The organism is Emcibacter sp. (assembly GCF_048269205.1).
In the GTDB taxonomy this organism is placed as follows: Bacteria; Pseudomonadota; Alphaproteobacteria; order Sphingomonadales; family Emcibacteraceae; genus Emcibacter.
This window is the reverse complement of the sequence record NZ_JBLXJC010000001.1, coordinates 327,072-343,310: the sequence shown is the minus strand read 5'-3', so window position 1 is coordinate 343,310 and position 16,239 is coordinate 327,072. Positions and strand designations below refer to the sequence as shown.

The 16,239-nt window shown below is 55.0% G+C and carries 13 protein-coding genes; 6 read left to right on the top strand and 7 right to left on the bottom strand.

The annotated features are described in order from the left end of the window. Positions 1–64 precede the first annotated feature (64 nt). The 3 genes from ACN0YD_RS01575 to ACN0YD_RS01565 are packed head-to-tail and all read right to left on the bottom strand — an operon-like array spanning position 65 to position 3,213. Positions 65–775: an RES family NAD+ phosphorylase gene (locus ACN0YD_RS01575; RefSeq protein ID WP_417316885.1), complete on the bottom strand. Its 711-nt coding sequence runs from the start codon at positions 773–775 to the stop codon at positions 65–67. Next, entirely contained in the window at positions 747–1,139 is a 393-nt protein-coding gene (locus tag ACN0YD_RS01570) for an MbcA/ParS/Xre antitoxin family protein (RefSeq protein WP_417316884.1), read from the bottom strand. Before ACN0YD_RS01570 ends, ACN0YD_RS01575 begins: the two co-directional genes overlap by 29 nt. A 58-nt stretch (positions 1,140–1,197) precedes the next feature. Then, positions 1,198–3,213 carry a methylmalonyl-CoA mutase family protein gene (locus ACN0YD_RS01565; RefSeq protein ID WP_417316883.1) on the bottom strand — a complete coding sequence of 672 codons (2,016 nt, stop codon included), beginning with the start codon at positions 3,211–3,213 and terminating at the stop codon, positions 1,198–1,200. A gap of 243 nt (positions 3,214–3,456) precedes the next feature. Here ACN0YD_RS01565 and ccrA point away from each other — a divergent pair, with 243 nt between their 5' ends. After that, positions 3,457–4,767, top strand: coding sequence for a crotonyl-CoA carboxylase/reductase (gene ccrA / locus ACN0YD_RS01560; protein ID WP_417316882.1), 1,311 nt, complete (start codon positions 3,457–3,459; stop codon positions 4,765–4,767). A gap of 10 nt (positions 4,768–4,777) precedes the next feature. Further along, the gene (locus ACN0YD_RS01555; RefSeq protein ID WP_417316881.1) at positions 4,778–6,433 is read left to right on the top strand and encodes an acyl-CoA dehydrogenase family protein; all 1,656 of its coding nucleotides are present in this window, start codon (positions 4,778–4,780) and stop codon (positions 6,431–6,433) included. 53 nt (positions 6,434–6,486) lie between these two features. Here the strand turns inward: ACN0YD_RS01555 and ACN0YD_RS01550 are convergent, their stop codons facing one another. Next, entirely contained in the window at positions 6,487–8,604 is a 2,118-nt protein-coding gene (locus ACN0YD_RS01550) for a prolyl oligopeptidase family serine peptidase (protein WP_417316880.1), read from the bottom strand. A gap of 712 nt (positions 8,605–9,316) precedes the next feature. Here ACN0YD_RS01550 and ACN0YD_RS01545 point away from each other — a divergent pair. From ACN0YD_RS01545 to ACN0YD_RS01535, 3 genes are all read left to right on the top strand, one after another. Next, on the top strand, positions 9,317–9,508 hold the full coding sequence (locus ACN0YD_RS01545; RefSeq protein ID WP_417316879.1) for a twin transmembrane helix small protein: 192 nt from the start codon (positions 9,317–9,319) through the stop codon (positions 9,506–9,508). A 9-nt stretch (positions 9,509–9,517) separates the two neighbouring features. Continuing rightward, the gene (locus ACN0YD_RS01540) at positions 9,518–10,096 is read left to right on the top strand and encodes a cob(I)yrinic acid a,c-diamide adenosyltransferase (RefSeq protein ID WP_417316878.1); all 579 of its coding nucleotides are present in this window, start codon (positions 9,518–9,520) and stop codon (positions 10,094–10,096) included. 106 nt (positions 10,097–10,202) lie between these two features. Further along, positions 10,203–11,405, top strand: coding sequence for a DUF1624 domain-containing protein (locus tag ACN0YD_RS01535; RefSeq protein WP_417316877.1), 1,203 nt, complete (start codon positions 10,203–10,205; stop codon positions 11,403–11,405). Positions 11,406–11,411: 6 nt separating this feature from the next. Here ACN0YD_RS01535 and ACN0YD_RS01530 read toward each other — a convergent pair whose 3' ends face one another. The 3 genes from ACN0YD_RS01530 to ACN0YD_RS01520 form a co-directional block, all read right to left on the bottom strand. Further along, positions 11,412–12,488 carry a fatty acid desaturase family protein gene (locus ACN0YD_RS01530; protein ID WP_417316876.1) on the bottom strand — a complete coding sequence of 359 codons (1,077 nt, stop codon included), beginning with the start codon at positions 12,486–12,488 and terminating at the stop codon, positions 11,412–11,414. A gap of 95 nt (positions 12,489–12,583) precedes the next feature. Continuing rightward, positions 12,584–13,177 carry a glutathione S-transferase family protein gene (locus tag ACN0YD_RS01525; protein ID WP_417316875.1) on the bottom strand — a complete coding sequence of 198 codons (594 nt, stop codon included), beginning with the start codon at positions 13,175–13,177 and terminating at the stop codon, positions 12,584–12,586. A 46-nt stretch (positions 13,178–13,223) separates the two neighbouring features. Beyond that, the gene (locus ACN0YD_RS01520) at positions 13,224–13,775 is read right to left on the bottom strand and encodes a flavin reductase family protein (RefSeq protein WP_417316874.1); all 552 of its coding nucleotides are present in this window, start codon (positions 13,773–13,775) and stop codon (positions 13,224–13,226) included. A gap of 168 nt (positions 13,776–13,943) precedes the next feature. Between ACN0YD_RS01520 and ACN0YD_RS01515 the strand changes: the two genes are divergently transcribed. Next, positions 13,944–16,196: an ATP-binding protein gene (locus tag ACN0YD_RS01515; RefSeq protein WP_417316873.1), complete on the top strand. Its 2,253-nt coding sequence runs from the start codon at positions 13,944–13,946 to the stop codon at positions 16,194–16,196. The last annotated feature ends 43 nt before the right edge of the window (positions 16,197–16,239 follow it).

Here is a 16,239-nt window from a genome sequence, read left to right as displayed (position 1 = left end):
ATTTCCTGCAGAATATCAGAAAACCCTATGGCAAGGGAATAACTGTTATATGCAGGCAAACCCGTTACCCAGGGAATTCATACTCCCGGCGCAGGGCAGGCAAATCGCACCAGGCGCGAACCCCGGCACGACGCACCAGAAGTTCCCAGGTCTGGCTGTCCTTGACCCTGCGCCCCCTGAACAGGTCCGGGATCAGTATGGCAGCGTTTTTCCCCTCTTCCGGATCACGTACCGAGCGATAGCCAATCACATCCAGATTTGCCGTCCTTGCTTCATCCGCCAGGGCCTGGCACCCGCTGTAGTCCTCCGGCGAGGTCCAGACCTTGCGATCCCTCCCGAGGGGCGGCAGAGTAAGGTCAAGATATCTTTCTGTGCGGCACAATACGGAAAAGGCTGTCTTGCGCAGGGGATTTTCCGGCAGGATCGTCTCCGGCGATTCCCGGAAAAACAGCCAGGCGCCCCAGGCCGCCTCGGCAACAGCCGTGGTGACGGTTTCAGAAGCATAATAGACCCCGCGCAGATCCCCGGACCGGCGGAAACGGGATCCGTGCGGATAGGTGACATAGCGAAAAGGCGTAAACAAAAGGAAATCAAGATTGCGAGCTGACGGCGGCAGGGGAGGTTTGCTGTCCTCCAGAATATCCTCGAGCAGGGCCTGATCCTCCAGCGTATCAGTCAGCCGCATGGTGGCTGAACGATGCTGGAACTCCACCACGCGCCAGACGTCCCGCCTGAAGGGACGGGCCTCAGAGCTTAGCGCGTCGGCTGTCCACATAGGTGACGACCCCCATAAGCCCGGCAATGGATTTGATAAGCTTGAGCGGCTCTCCATGCAGCACGAGGTTTTCCGCCCTGAGCCAGGAACGGCTTGACCGATCGTCGCCACCGGTCATGGCGTCCAGCGAGCGGAACAGGCGCACAAAGAGCGCGCCCAGTTCAAATTCCTTGCGCCCCTGTTTCAACTGATACTGCCCCTTGAGCAGCCGGGAGACCGACGCCTCGGACAGGCCGAGAATTTCCGACAGGTCCCGGTTAGAGACGGCAAGAAACTCCGCCGCCCGCGCCACGGCGCTGCTCAGAACCCGTTCCGTATGCCGGGCCCGGCCCGCATCCGGTTGTTTATTGACTGCCTGGACCATAATTTTTCTCCTGAAATTTTATATAGCATATTTTTCAGTAGAAATCAATGATACCCGTTCAGCGTGAATATTGATTATGCCGCCGGCCTACAATGCCGACAATATCAGCCATGATGTCGGCCATCTGGTAATCCTTGGGCGTGTAGACCCGGGCCACACCCATCTCAAGGAGCTGTTTTTCGTCCTCGGGCGGGATAATACCACCGACAATCACCGGGATATCCTCAAGCCCCGCCTTTTTCATGCGCTCCATAACATCCTGCACCAACGGCAGGTGAGAGCCGGACAGGATCGACAGGCCCACCGCATGAACACCCTCTTCCAGCGCCGCATTGACGATCTGGGCCGGGGTCAGGCGGATGCCCTCGTAAACAACTTCCATGCCGGAATCCCGGGCTTTCACCGCGATCTGTTCGGCGCCGTTGGAATGGCCGTCAAGGCCCGGTTTGCCGACCAGGAACTTGACCCTGCGGCCCAGCTTCTCGCTGACCTCATCCACTTTCTTGCGCACCTCTTCCAGGCTGTCACCCGCTTCACCCCGTGCCGCCTTGCCGACACCGGTGGGCGCCCGGTATTCACCGTAAACGTCGCGCAGGGTCTGGGCCCACTCTCCGGTGGTCACCCCGGCCCTTGCGGCCGTGACAGAGGGCTCCATGATGTTTCGTCCTTCCTGGGCCGCTTCCTTCAGGTCAGCCAGTGCCGCCTCGACGGCCTTGTCATCCCGGCTGTCGCGCCAGGCCTTCAGGCGTTCAATCTGTTCCGCCTCGGCAGCCGGATCAACGGTCATGATGCCGCCGTCCTCCTCGCTGACCAGCGGGGAAGGTTCGGTTTCGGTAAATTTGTTGACGCCAACCACCGTCTGATCGCCGCTTTCGATATTTTTCAGGCGAGCGGTATTGGATTCCACCAGCTTCTGCTTCATATAGCTGCTGTCCACCGCGGCGATGGCGCCGCCCATTTCCTCGATCCGGGCGAGCTCGGCGCGGGCTTCCTCTTTCAGGGCCTCAACTTTCTCCGTCATCACGCTGGAACCGTCAAACAGGTCGCCATACTCTAGAAGGTCGGTCTCATAGGCCATGATCTGCTGCAGGCGCAGGGACCACTGCTGGTCCCAGGGACGCGGCAGACCCAACGCCTCGTTCCAGGCCGGAAGCTGCACCGCCCGGGCCCGGGCTTTTTTACTGAGTACCACTGCCAGCATTTCAAGAAGGATGCGATAAACATTGTTTTCAGGCTGCTGCTCGGTCAGGCCGAGACTATTCACCTGAACCCCGTAACGGAAGCGGCGGTATTTTTCCTCTTCCACACCATAGCGTTCCCGGGTGATTTCATCCCACAGCTCGACAAAGGCGCGCATTTTGGCAATTTCGGTAACGAACCTCAGGCCCGCATTGACAAAAAAGCTGATTCGTCCGACGACTTTGGGGAAATCCTCTGCCGGCACCTGGCCGCTGTCCCGGACCGAATCAAGAACGGCGACGGCGGTCGCAAGGGCGTAAGCCAGTTCCTGCACCGGTGTCGCCCCGGCCTCCTGCAGATGGTAAGAGCAGACATTGGTCGGGTTCCATTTGGGAATTTCGAGGTAGGTAAAGCTGATGACATCGGTGATCAGCTTCATGCTCGGCTTCGGCGGAAATATATAGGTGCCGCGACTTAAGTATTCCTTGATCAGGTCATTCTGCACGGTACCGGCCAGCTTTGCCCGGTCAGCCCCCTGCTCCTCGGCGGCCGCCACATATAGGGCCAGCAACCAGGGTGCCGTGGCATTGATGGTCATGGAGGTATTCATCTGCTCCAGCGGAATGCCGTCAAACAGGGTCCGCATATCCCCCAGATGACAGACCGGCACACCCACCTTGCCGACTTCGCCCCGGGACAGCACATGATCACTGTCATAGCCGGTCTGTGTCGGCAGGTCGAACGCCACAGAAAGACCGGTCTGGCCCTTGGTCAGGTTGGTCCGGTAGAGTTCATTGGACGCCCTGGCCGATGAATGGCCGGAATAAGTCCTGAACAGCCAGGGTCTGTCTTTCTGAGTCTTCTCCATATCGATTCTCGTCCCTCTTTTCTGCAAAGCAGCAATTACTAAAATTCAAAAATAATTTTATTGTTACTTTTCCAGTGATTATAAAAAAATATTATTTCTCTCTGGACCAGAAAAAGGAAATAATATAATTATTGTTGCGATGCAATAATAAATGACGTTAATATGGTAACATATTTGCTGCAGGACACCACAAGAATTCCGGAAAAGTAACGGAACCCTGTCCCACCAGCATGGCAAGGGACAAACACACAAAGCTTATCGAGGGACATCATGAGTAAACTTACAGCCGAGGAAATTGCCGAGCGGGAAAACCTGGAAGGCAAATTTGAAAAGAAAGACCTTTATGAAGTTGGCGAAATTCCGCCGATCGGCCACGTGCCCAGTAAAATGTATGCCTGGGCGATCCGTCCGGACCGGCTCGGCCCGCCGGAAGAATCCTTCCAGCAGGAAGTCGTCGACGTGCCCGAAATTGATTCAGATGAAGTACTGATCCTGGTGATGGCCGCTGGCGTGAACTATAACGGCGTCTGGGCGGGCCTTGGCATCCCCATGTCCGTTTTTGATGTCCATGGCGCGGATTACCATATTGCCGGATCTGACGCCTCCGGGATCGTCTATAAGGTCGGCAGCCGGGTTAAACGGTTCAAGGTCGGTGACGAAGTGATTGTTCACTGTAACCAGGATGACGGTGACGACGAGGAATGCAACGGCGGCGATCCCATGTTCTCCACCAGCCAGCGCATCTGGGGCTATGAAACCCCTGATGGCTCCTTCGCCCAGTTCGCCCGGGTACAGGCCCGTCAGCTCATGCCGCGGCCGCAACATCTGACCTGGGAAGAAAGCGCCTGTTACGTGCTTACCCTCGCCACCGCCTATCGCATGCTGTTTGGCCATCGTCCGCACATCCTGCGTCCGGGCCACAATGTTCTGGTATGGGGCGCTTCGGGCGGTCTCGGCTCCATGGCGATCCAGTTGATTGCCGCCGCCGGAGCCCACGCCATCGGCGTGATTTCCGAGGAAGACAAGCGCGAATTCGTCATGTCGCTGGGCGCCAAGGGCGTGATCAACCGCAAGGACTTCGATTGCTGGGGGCAGCTGCCGCCGGTTAACGACACCCAGAATTACAATGAATATCTGAAAAAGACCCGCGCCTTCGGCAAGGCCATCTGGGACATCACCGGCAAGGGCAACGATGTGGACTGTGTTTTCGAACACCCCGGCGAGGCCACTTTCCCGGTCTCCTGTTTCGTGGTCAAACGCGGCGGCATGGTGGTTTTCTGTGCTGGTACTACCGGCTACAACATCACCTTTGACGCCCGTTTCGTCTGGATGCGCCAGAAACGTATCCAGGGCAGCCACTTTGCTAATCTGAAGCAGGCCTCCGAAGCCAACCGGCTGGTGATCGACCGCAGGGTCGACCCCTGTATGTCCGAGGTTTTCTCCTGGAATGATATTCCGCGTGCCCATACCAAAATGTGGAAAAACCAGCACAAACCGGGCAACATGGCTGTGCTTGTCTCCGCCAAAATGCCGGGCATGACCACCTTTGAAGATGCAGTGGAAGCCGGCAACAACGGCTAGGGAGCAACAAATGACCTTTGAACTCTTTCCCGCCTGCGAGGCCGCCCTTGCAGCCGTGGACAAACTGGTGGGCGCCGCACGTGACGGACTGCGCGCCCATCTGGTAAAAGACGGCAAGCTGGACCGCACGCTGATGGCGCAACACCAGTTTGAATGCCACGGCCTGTCCTGGATCACCACCTATGCGGAAACCCTGCGCCAGACCCTGGAATGGTCAAAAAACCTGTCCGGCGAAGGCAAGTTCACCGAGCTTGAAGAACTGATCCTGCGGGTTGGGTTCGGCGAATATCTGAGCCAGATGCGTGGCGGTATCCCCATGAGCCAGGGCGAAATTATCCGCCCGGAAAATATGTGGGTATCTGCCGGCGACGTTGCCGCCTTCGGCACGGAAGAAGTCGCCCATCTGATTGAAACCGGCAATACGCCGGAAAACCGGGAACGGGTTGCCCGTCTGGTTGAACATAGCCTGGACAGTGGCGAGTTCGGCAATCTGGGCCTGGATGAAATGTATGAAATGATCCGCGACCAGTTCCGCCGTTTCGCCAACGAGGAGGTTATCCCCCACGCCCACGGCTGGCACGAGCGCGACGAATACATCCCCATGGAAATCATCGAAAAGATGAGTGAAATGGGTGTCTTCGGCCTGACCATCCCCGAAGAATATGACGGTTCCGGCCTCGGCAAGACCAGCATGTGTATTGTGTCCGAAGAGCTGAGCCGCGGCTATATCGGCGTGGGGTCGCTGGGCACCCGTTCGGAGATTGCCGCCGAACTGATCATGGGCGGTGGCACCGAGGAACAGAAAGCCAAATGGCTGCCGAAAATCGCCACTGGCGAAATTCTTCCGACAGCTGTTTTCACCGAGCCCAATACCGGATCCGACCTGGGATCTCTACGCACCCGCGCTGTAAAAGATGGCGATCATTATAATATCACCGGCAACAAGACCTGGATCACCCATGCGGCCCGGGCCGACGTCATGACCCTGCTGGCCCGTACCAACCCGGATGAACCGGGCTACAAGGGCCTGAGCATGTTCCTGGCCGAAAAAGAACGCGGTGATGATGAAAACCCGTTCCCCACAGAAGGTATGACCGGCGGCGAGATCGAGGTGCTCGGCTATCGCGGCATGAAGGAGTTCGAGCTTGGCTTTGATAACTTCAGGGTCAAGGCGGAAAATCTTCTCGGCGGTGAGGAAGGCAACGGCTTCAAGCAGCTGATGGTGACCTTTGAAAGCGCGCGCATCCAGACCGCGGCCCGCGCCCTTGGCGTGGCCCAATGTGCGCTGGAACTGGGCCTCCGCTACGCCACAGAGAGAGTACAATTCGGCCAGCCGATCTTCAACTTCCCGCGGGTGCACAGCAAGATTGCGCTGGCGGTTGTGGAAATTATGATGACCCGGCAGCTCACCTATTTTGCCGCCCGGCAGAAGGATGAAGACAAGCGTTGCGATCTGGAAGCCGGCATGGCCAAGCTTCTCGGCGCCCGTGTCGCCTGGTCGACGGCCGACAATGCCCTGCAGATTCATGGCGGCAACGGTTATGCGCTGGAATATGCCATCAGCCGGGTGCTGTGCGACGCCCGTATCCTGAATATCTTTGAGGGTGCGGCGGAAATCCAGGCCGATGTGATTGCCCGCAGATTGCTTTCTGAAGCCAGCAACTGAATTATTCAAGTCACTGATAGCAAAAGGGCCGGGTTTGATCCGGCCCTTTTATATTATTCGCCCTCGAGCTCCCGCCAGAGATAAAGATACTCCAGCGCCCGCATGGTTGCCTCCTGCTCATGGTTGGCATTGCCCTTGTGACCGCCCTCAATATTTTCATAATAATAAAAGGGATGGCCATAAGCCTCCATCTTGGCCGCCATTTTACGAGCATGTCCCGGATGAACCCGGTCGTCCAGTGTGGATGTAAAGAAATAAACCCGGGGATATTTTGCGCCCTTTTTCAGATTCTGAAAGGGGGAATATTTGCGGATATAATCCCACTGTTCCGGGATATCCGGATTGCCATATTCGCCCATCCAGCTGGCGCCGGCCAGAAGCTTGTTGTAGCGTTTCATATCCAGCAACGGCACACCACAAATGATGCCTTGGAACAGATCCGGGCGCTGGGTAAAGGAAACCCCCATCAAAAGACCGCCATTGCTGCGTCCGAAGGCGCCGTAATGGCGGGGGGAGCTGATACCGCTGGCCTGGACAGCCTCGGCGACGGCGAAGAAATCGTCATAGGCCCGCTGGCGGTTTTCAAACAGGGCGGACTGGTGCCAGCGGGGACCATATTCCCCGCCGCCACGAATGTTGGCGATAACAAAGGCACCGCCTTTTTCCAGCCACAGCTTGCCAAGGACCCCGCTATAATAAGGCAGGATGGAAATATCGAACCCGCCATAGCCATACTGCAAAACCGGTGTCTTTCCGTCCAGTTTCTGACCCTTGCGATGAACAATGAAATAAGGCACCCGGGTACCGTCCTTGCTGGTTGTGAATTTTTTCTTCACGACAAGGTTGTCGGCGTCAAACTTCACGGAAACCGACTGTAATTCTTCGGAAATACCTTCCCGAAAATTCACATAGAAAAGGCTGGGCGGCGTGAGCGGACCTTCCTTCTCCAGCAACATATCGTCGCGACTGTAGGTGGAGGAGCGGATGGTGAGCGCCTGCTCACCCGGCATGTCAACGACACCCCCCGCCCATTTGCCCCCGTCCGGCGAAAAGGTCATGATCCTGCTGGATACATTATCCAGCAGATTGACCGCGATCGACGATTTGCCGATTTCCACCTGCCGGATCGTACCGCTCTCGCCGGGATCATAGATTTCCTCGATCGTGGAAATTTTTCCCGTATTCAGAAATTCCTGAAGCGGAAAAGCGACAAGCGTCCCTGCCTTGTGACCGCGCCAGTCTTCCTTGATCCTGATGATCACGCGGCCCTCGAACATCCCTTCAAGATCAAGCTTTCGCGGGACCGGGAGCTGACGCGGGATGTTGTTCTTGTCGAGAACATAATAGCTGAATTCAAAAAAACTGTGCCCGCGCAGAAGGAAGCTCGCTCCACCTTCCTCGCGGTAGACTCCGGCCGGAAAAATAAAGGTTTCGTCGGCTCCGATTTCCATCAACGGCGTCGCATCGGAGAGAGGCTGCCCACGGTCAAGAAGTTTCAGCACCCGGGGATAACCGGAAGAATTCATACTGCCTTCCCCGCCCCAGTCGGTGGCCACCATCAGGGTATCTTCGTCCAGCCAGTCAATCCAGCTCTTGGCCAGGGGAATGACAAATCCCCCGTCGACAAACTCCCTGCTTTTCAGGTCAAACTCCCGGTAAACGGCCGCATCCGTACCACCGGGCGCAAGCTCGATGATACAGCGTTTATAGGCAGGCGCCAGGCAGTTGACTTCCTTGAAAACCCAGTTTTCGTCTTCTGCCTTCGCCAGGGCATCCACATCCAGAAGTATCTCCCAATCCGGCTTGCCAGCTCGATAGTCCGCAATCGGGCTGCGCCGCCAGATGCCACGCACATGACTTTCATCCTGCCAGAAATTATAGACGTAGTCGCCCATAAGGTCGCCGATGGCCAGCCGGTCCCGGGCCGTCAGAATATCGTAGGCTTCTTTCTTGAAGGCCTCAAAACGGGCATCCGCCGTAATATCCTTCAGGGTCCGGCTATTCTGTCCCCGGACCCAGTCGAGGGCCTTTTTGCCCTGAATTTCCTCGAGCCACATCAGGGAGTCATCCAGCGCCTGGGCATCATAGGGTTGTTCAGCCCGGACCGGCAGGACGGCCACCTGTAAAAGAAGGGCACAGACGCCCGTGAAAGCGGAGAGTTTTTTAAGCATTGATGATCCCCTTTTTTGATATTTTCATGCCGAGCCGCAACGGCTCTTATCCTGATCATCAAACATGTTATTGCCTGCACAGGAATATTCCACAAAACAAAGTCATCTGAAGGAAAATCGGTTATTTATTCCGATGTGTGTCTCGTTTGTAGAATATTATACAATTCTGACAGGTTTCAGTGCATAAAAATTCGCCGCGGGCCCTTTATAAACTTGATACCCTGAGGAAACCTGTGATATGTGGTGCACATATTAATCGGAATTCAGCTGGAACAGCCACAGGAGTGACAGAAACCACTTTAGAGACTGTTCCACAGGACGAAAGTCTGATAAGCTTGAAAAGAAATCGCCGGACCGACTGCAACAATCGATCCGGCTTCAGGAATATCCCCATCAGGACCACTGTTCCCGATCTATCGGGCGGCGGTTCTGACAGATACCAACTGGGGCTGCTTTTAAAAGTTTCGGCTTTTTAAAGCAGCCTCTTTTTTCTTCTCCTCCGCAAGAGAACCGGCCTTTACGGCTTTTATTATTTCTGCATCACAAAGAATGGTCTATAAAAAGAATCCGCGCTTTGTCTGTCAGAGCCCGGATTGTATACAATCCTTGGCAAAAGCCAAGTCAGAATCGTATAAAATATGCAATCTAGATGAATATACTTCACGAACGCTATTTTTTAGATATAAATATCAATAAAATGGAATTTTAAAGAATGACAATCCTGAAAATCCTCATAGTTCTCAGCATCATCGTAACCGGCGGAATCATGCTGGTTGGGGTCGCCAGCATGAGCAAGGGCGGGGAATTCAACAAAAAGCACGGCAACCGGCTGATGAGGGCACGGATTATTGCCCAGTTTGTCACGCTGCTCATGATTGTCCTATATCTTCTGTCCTACGGATGAGGTGCTAACTTGGTAAAACTCACCAAAATCTATACAAGGGGCGGCGACAGCGGCCAGACATCCCTGGCCAGTGGAGAGCGCATTGCCAAGCACGACCTGCGTATCGAGGCCTACGGCACGGTGGATGAAGCCAATGCGGCAATCGGCCTGGTGCGGCTTCACACCGCAGATCCGGCCTACCGCACGGAAGACGACATGCTGGGCAGGATTCAGAACGACCTGTTTGATGCCGGGGCGGACCTGGCACTCCCCCATGCGGAAAGTTACAAATGGGAACCGCTGCGCATTACCGCGGAACAGGTCAAACGCCTGGAGGAGGAAATCGATTTTATGAATGCGGACATCCCCCCGCTTGACAGCTTCGTTTTACCCGGCGGCTCCGCTGCCTCCGCCTGCCTGCACCAGGCCCGCACCGTCACACGCCGGGCGGAACGGCTCGCCACCCGGCTGGCCGAAACCGCCGAGATCAACCCCGAAGCGGTCAAATATCTCAATCGCCTGTCCGACCACATGTTCGTCATGAGCCGGCGCCTGAATCAGAATGGAAAACAAGATGTGAAATGGATTCCGGGCGCACACCGGGACTAGTAGATCATCTAGCGCTGCAATTTCGGATTTATTCCTCAGCCATCCTGGTCTACACTGGGTTGTATAAAACCAATAAAAAAATGGTATCCAGAGCAAGGGGAATAAAATGTCCGAGGCTACAATCGCGGGGGAAGCTGCTGTTTCACCCGCCCATAGAAACCGTATTATCAGCATAGATATCCTGCGCGGTATCGTCATGATCATCATGGCGCTGGACCATGCCCGGGATTTCTATTCCCCGACGCTTTTCGCACCGGAAAACCCGGAAGTGACCACCGGCGTCTATTTCTTTACCCGCTGGATCACCCATTATTGTGCCCCGGTCTTTATTTTCCTGTCCGGTGTAAGCGCCTGGCTTTATGCCGACGCCCGCAACGCCGGCAAAAAAGACCTGGCCGTCTTTCTTCTGAGCCGCGGCGTCTGGCTTGTCCTGCTGGAAATTTTCCTGATCACTTTTCTGTGGCAATTTGCCTATCTGGGCTTCACTCTACAGGTCATATGGGTCATCGGCATCTCCATGATCATCCTTGCGGCCCTGGTCTTTCTGCCCCGCCCTGTCATTGCCGTAATCAGCCTGGCGACAATTGCCGGTCACAACCTGCTTGATAGTGTGGCGCCCGCAGATTTCGGCAGCCTGTCCTGGCTCTGGGCTGTCCTGCATGTCCCGAGTTTTCATCCGACACAGGGCGCAGGTGCGATTGGCGCTTTTTTCATTGTCTACCCGGTTATCCCCTGGTTTGCGGTGATGGCGCTCGGCTATGCCATGGGGCCGTGGTTCAAGGCGGATACCCTGATCAGGAACAAGCGGCTGGTGACCTATGGCGTGATTGCCCTGGTCCTGTTCCTGGTTCTGCGCGGCCTTAATATTTATGGCAATCCCTCCCCCTGGACGGAACAGGCAAGAGGCGGTTTCTATAGCTTTCTCTCGTTCCTGAACGTGGACAAATATCCACCGTCCCTGCTTTATCTTCTGATGACTCTGGGGCCGGCGCTCATACTAGTGCCCTGGCTTGAGAAATGCAGTGGGAAGGTGGGCGCAATCCTCGCCACCTACGGCAGAACACCGTTTCTGTTCTATGTCCTGCATATCCTGGTGCTGCATCTGGGGTCTGTCGCCTGGTATAAACTGGCCTGGGACAAAACAGGCGTGCTTTTCTTTATGCCGTCGACCTGGCCCGAAGGGTTCCAGCCGGTACTGTGGAAGGCCTATCTGGCCTGGGCTATCGCCTGCATCCTGCTTTACTGGCCGTGCAAGTGGTTTTCCAATTATCGCAAAACCCATAAACAATGGTGGCTGAGTTACCTCTAGGCTTATCTACCGCGCCCTTGCCTGACTGGCCCGGGCGTCCGCCCAAAGGGTTTTGAGGGCATGCCAGAGTGTAGGGCGGGAAGCCTCCAGAAAATGCGGGGCAATTTCCGGATGTGAGGCCAGCCGCTTATAAGCCGTCCCCAGGGAATGATAGGGCATCTGCGGAAACAGATGGTGTGTGGCATGAAACCGGAGCCCCACCGGCGCCCAGAGCGCTGAAATGACGCCGCCGGGCACATCGACGCTATCCAGGAACTGCTCCGCCACCGTCATTTGTTCGTCACCCGGGTTGCGATAGGCGTGGGCGCCCAGTGTACGGAAACTGTTCATCAGAAAGATCACACTGGTCACACCGTACCAGACGGCCAGGACTTTCCACGGCATGATGCCTGATACCATCAGCGCAAAGGCGACCATTGCATAGAGGCTTGTGCAAACTTCCTGCAGGCGCCAGTGTTCCCCGTCCATTTTTGTCGGCTTCGGGCGCTTGTAGCTTAGATCAATTGTCAGGGAGGACATGCCCTCCCACAGCGTCCGTCCCAGCGGCGGGATCAGCCAGCCGAGGGGCGTAAGGACCAGAAAACGCACCAGGAAAAGCGCCGGCAACAGGAACGAGAGCAGGACATAGACGACATTCTTCCAGGGTGCCTGAGCGCCAAAGGGCAGATATTCGCCGTCTTCCCGGGTACCGTAGATGTTCGGTTTGTGATGGTCGCTATGAACACCCATATAGGTGAAAGAGGGGATCAGCAGGGGAAAACCCGCGATCAGGTTCCAGACGGCACGGAACAGCATGAAAGTGCCGCGCCTCAAATGAACGATCTCGTGCGTGAAAATGGCCGCCCGGTAAAGCGCCAGGGAGGAAACCACAAAGGCCACCCAGAACTGCCAGCTCATGACAGGTTGCATGACTGCCGCTGCAAGGGCGCCCCAGCCGAGGATGACACTGATCAGGAAATCCGGCCAGTAAATCCAGGGATTGGGCGTCATCAGGTCAGTAACCAGGCCCCGAACTTCCCGCAACGGAAAGCCCTTTGCTCTTTTGATGCCGGACATGGCAGAAATTTTCCTTAATTCATTCATTACAACATTCCTGCACACTCATATCGTCCTTCAGGTCATGAATTCAAGGCTGTTCCACCGTCCGGACCGGTTTTCCTGCAGTCTCCCTCTGCCCCTTAAGAGGGGTAAGCAGGCCTTCCGGCACCCCGTTTGACCCATGCAGCAATATTGGGCCAGTCATCAAGTGTCAATCCCACATAGAGGATAAACCCTGCACAGCGAATACCTACCAGATCGGCCAGGGTCATTTCGCTCCCGACCAGCCACTGTTTCCCTTCCAGCGCACTTTCCAGCACATTAAGAGCACTGCCCAGCCATCCCTTGCAGTCATTGCAAAATGTCTCGCTGGGTTCGCCCGGGCGGAATTTCGTCTCCATCAAAAGCTGGAAGGCAAAAGCATCAATTTCGGTCATGCCGAAAAAGCACCAGCGCAGGATATCCGCCTCTTCCTCCGGGGTCGTGCCGAGCAAGCGGCCACCGCCATATTTACGGGCGAGATAAACACAAATCGCAACAGACTCAGTCAGCACAAAATCGCCGTCCACAAGGGTGGGAACCTTGCCTGTGGGATTGATTTTCCGATATTCCTCGGATTGTGTCTCAGGGCTGCGAGGATTATAGGGTTTGATGTCCAGTTCGATACCCAGTTCCTCTGCTGCCCAGATCACCACCGCGGCGCGGGACATTTTACTGCCATAGAGTGTAATCATTACTTCGTCTCCTGCTTTATTTCCGCCATCAGCGACCAGCAACTCCCTAATCGTCGCCCTCTTCGCCAAAGGGCGAAAAGATACCATATTGTCCATTCAGATAGACCAGCGGGTCTACTTCCTCACTGAGCTCCACCTGGGTCACATCGCCAAGGAAAATTTCATGACTGCCGTAGGACATTTTTTCAGTCCGTCGGCACAGCAGGACCGCCTGTGCCCCCTTGAGCGTGGGTGTCCGGCCTTTCTCCATATTCCACCGGCCGGGCTCTACCCGGTCAAGGGCCTCCCTGCCGCCGGCGCAGTCATTGGAAATATCCACCTGACCGCTGGACAGTATATTGATGGAAAATTCCTCCACATCCTCAAGAGCGGCGGCCAGGGCCGTCTTGCGGTTCAGGCAAATCAGCATGGACGGCGGCTCGAAAGAAACCGAGGAGACCGCCGTAGCCGTAACCGCATAACAGTTTCCCGCCCGGTCCCTGCAGGACACCACGGAAACCGAGGAGGCATATCGTCTCATGGCGCCTGCCAGCGCCTTATCCAGTGCGATGCTCATAATTCTGTCTGCATTTACTCTTTCCGGTTTGTCTGTCGCCATTTATAGCCTCTTGAAACCCGGCATGAAAGGCGAATGTTGAAAACCGTTACCACCGTGACGGTTCACTTCATTCACCACAACATATGGTGGATTTTTCTGTCTATGCCGTACCGGCAATGCTAACATGCTTTCTGTTACTGGAGGCAACCGAGCGCGTCGCTTAGATAAATGAACAAAAACTCAATTATTACACTAGTTGTTTTTCTATCCATTTCCGCCGGACTGTCACTGGCCACCTACAAGGTCATACAGCAAAACACACTCGAAAATTCGCAGTCCGAGTTCGTCACTATGGCCAAAAGCGCCGCCTATCGCATGGAACAGCGGATCAGGGAAAACACGGAAGCACTTTTTGCCCTTCAGACGTTCTACAACAACGATAAACCTGTCGACCAGGACAGTTTTTCACGTTTTACAAGAAGTATTCTGGACCGCCACCCCGTTATCGGTTTTTTTTCATGGCTTCCCCGGGTCAGGCACGAAGACAGACCCGAATTCGAAAAACGCCTCATGGAGAAGAGCGAAACAGTCCCTTTCATTTATAAACTGGATGAGAACGGCATCCCCTTCCGGCAGGAAAACGTGGATCAGTATTTTCCTGTTTATTTCCATGAAACAAATTTTGAATTTTTCAAGACTACCGGCTTCGACTTTTTCTCCCTTCCCGGACGACGTGAAATTGTCGAAAAGGCTATCGAAACCGGGGAAATCACCGCCACAGAGGTTTTTGTCCCAAAATATCTGCCGTCTATCAGAAAGGCGGCTTTTCTGATCGTCCCCATATATTCGGGCCGTCCCGAAACAATTGAAAATCCCGACAGGGAACTCAAGGGCATCATACTCTCCTTGATTGCCGACAACGATGTAAAATCCAATGCGGTCTTCGATCCAGCCGGGATCTACAGGGAGCTGGAAATCGATATCGCAAATCAGGTTGCAACCCCTGAAATGACGGCCAACGACGGTAGTAACCTGCCCCCGATGGAGAGAATTGAAAGGTTCTACTACCAATATAGCTTTCCCTATGTCCAAACGCTCTGGACAGTCACAGTGACGCGCACTGAAACCATAACCATACCCAATGACCGGGCTGTTTTTGGCACTGCTATTGTTTTCATCATGGGCGGATTGCTTTCACTGTTTGCCGTCCAGCAGATGAACAAAAGGTTCGCCATTGAAGAAACCGTACGCCTACGAACCAACGAGCTGAAAAAAACAACGCTCAAGCTGCGCCACTCCATGCGGGAGATTGCCGACGCCAAGGAAACCGCCGAAAACGCAAACCAGGTCAAGTCAGAGTTCCTTGCCAATATGAGCCATGAAATCCGCACCCCCCTGAATGGCGTTCTGGGGATGTGCCAGCTTCTTGAACAAACGAAGCTGGATTCCCAGCAAAAAGAATACACCCATACAATCATGGCGTCCGGTCGGTCCCTTCTCACCATCATCAACGACATACTCGACCTGTCCAAAATTGAATCCGGACAGATGAAGCTGAAAAAAGGGGACTTCAACATTGTAACAATCATCCGGGAATCCGTGGATACTATCTCCTATCAGGCCATGTCCAAAAATCTCCGGATAACCGTTGATATACCCGATGACTGTCGCGGCACTTATCTTGGCGATTCTACCCGCATAAAACAAATCCTGGTAAATCTGCTCGGCAACGCCGTCAAATTTACTGACGATGGTGCAATATCCCTGGAACTTTCCAGAACGGAAAACGGAGAACTCCGTTTCCAGGTTACCGATTCAGGACCGGGCATTCCCGAAGATCAGCAGGATATCATTTTTGAAAGATTCCGGCAGATTGACGGCACCACCATGCGCCAGCACGGCGGAACCGGACTTGGGCTTCCCATTTGCAAAAGCCTTGTAGAAATGATGAATGGCCGGGTCGGCCTTTACAGCGAAGCCGGAAAAGGCGCGGCATTCTGGTTCATCCTGCCCCTCGAAAGGAGCAGCATCGAGATCCCGACGACAGAATGGCAGGATCCCGGCATCCTTCATGACAGGGAAACATCGCCACATATTGCAGGCTGTCGCGTCCTTGTGGCGGAAGACAACCTGATCAACCAGCAGATCATCCGCGAGGCCCTCAAGACCATGCAGCTGGAGGTCACGATCGTGGAAAATGGCCTCGAGGCCATAGAAGCCCTGGATCAAGAGGCCTTCGACCTGGTACTTATGGACATCCAGATGCCCGTCATGACCGGCGAGGAAGCCATCAGATGGATACGCTCTTCCGATACTGCCTATAGCCAGGTTCCCATCATCGCCCTGACTGCCAATGCCATGAGCGACGCGGAAACACGATACATCCAGGCGGGCGCCAATGCCTATATCGTCAAGCCTATTAACCTGAAGATGGCCATTGCCGTTATCAGCAATATTCTGGCGGAGAACGCCGCGAGCTAGCCCCCGGCACCTGTGACGTCAAAAGAAAAGCCGGCGTAGGGAA